Source organism: Bacillus sp. MBGLi79, assembly GCF_002953915.1.
In genome coordinates this window covers 2,997,949-2,999,275 of the sequence record NZ_CP026521.1, presented here as the reverse complement: position 1 = coordinate 2,999,275, position 1,327 = coordinate 2,997,949, and the positions used below count along the sequence as shown (strand labels likewise).

Below are 1,327 nucleotides of genomic sequence, written 5' to 3'. Positions count from 1 at the left end.
TTTATTGATCTCTTTTATCATCATTACAGGTTATATGATGATAGAAGCTATAGGCGGATTTTTAACAAATAGTCTGGCGCTTTTATCAGATGCAGGCCATATGCTGAGTGATTCAATCTCATTAATGGTTGCCCTGATTGCTTTTACTTTAGCTGGAAAAAAGGCGAATCACAATAAGACATTCGGTTATAAACGATTTGAGATTCTCGCCGCGGTGATAAACGGGGTTGCATTAATTCTTATTTCCCTTTACATCATTTATGAAGCAATCGAACGTTTCTCTCATCCACCAGAAGTAGCAACAACCGGCATGCTTATAATTAGTATTATCGGCTTAATAGTGAATGTATTGGTTGCATGGATTATGCTGAGAGGCGGAGACACAGAGGGTAACCTGAACATAAGAGGAGCTTATTTACATGTGATAAGCGATATGCTCGGCTCTGTAGGCGCCATTTTAGCTGTCGTACTTATCATCTTCTTTGGGTGGGGCTGGGCAGACCCATTGGCGAGCGTCATTGTGGCTATTCTTGTTTTAAGAAGCGGTTACAATGTGACTAAAGATGCCATTCACGTATTAATGGAAGGAACACCAGAAAATATCGATGTCACTGACATTATTCACACAATTGAAGAGACAGAGGGAATTCAAGACATTCATGATTTACACATATGGTCTATCACAAGTGGATTAAATGCTCTTTCCTGCCACGCTGTTGTTGCCGATCAATTAACCATTTCAGAAAGTGAAAATATTTTACGCAAAATTGAACAAAAGCTTGAGCATAAAGGCATTACGCATGTAACCATACAAATGGAAACCGAAGCGAATCATCACGATAATACGATCCTTTGTCAGGCCAAAATTGAGAAGCCTCTTGACCACCATCACCATTAAATTTTTTCTCTCATTATATAGTGAGGAGATCAATAGCATTTTTCAAATTTTGTCTACTGACAATATAAAATTGATGGAGGGCTTAATATGTACGACACTATCGTAATCGGGGCTGGTCAAGCAGGAATCTCAATAGGGTATTATCTTAAGCAGACCGGCCAAAAGTTTCTCATTTTGGATAAAAGCCATGAGGTTGGGGAGAGCTGGAAAGATCGGTATGACTCATTGGTTTTATTTACTTCTCGAATGTATAGCTCATTGCCTGGAATGCATCTTGAAGGAGAAAAACATGGATTTCCTTCAAAAAATGAAATTGTTGCTTATCTAAAGAAATATGTTGATAAATTTGAAATCCCAATCCAATTACGGACAGAAGTAATAAGTGTCCTAAAATCAAAGAAACATTTTTTAATAAAAACCAATTACGAT

The 1,327-nt window shown here is 37.7% G+C and carries 2 protein-coding genes; both read left to right on the top strand.

The genetic code is table 11. The features are described from left to right. Positions 1 to 898, top strand: an 898-nt coding sequence (locus C1T29_RS15280) for a cation diffusion facilitator family transporter (protein WP_208945496.1), incomplete at its 5' end; no start/stop codon positions are given. Positions 899 to 985: 87 nt separating this feature from the next. Continuing rightward, on the top strand, positions 986 to 1,327 hold a 342-nt coding region (locus C1T29_RS15275; RefSeq protein ID WP_208945495.1), incomplete at its 3' end, for an NAD(P)-binding domain-containing protein.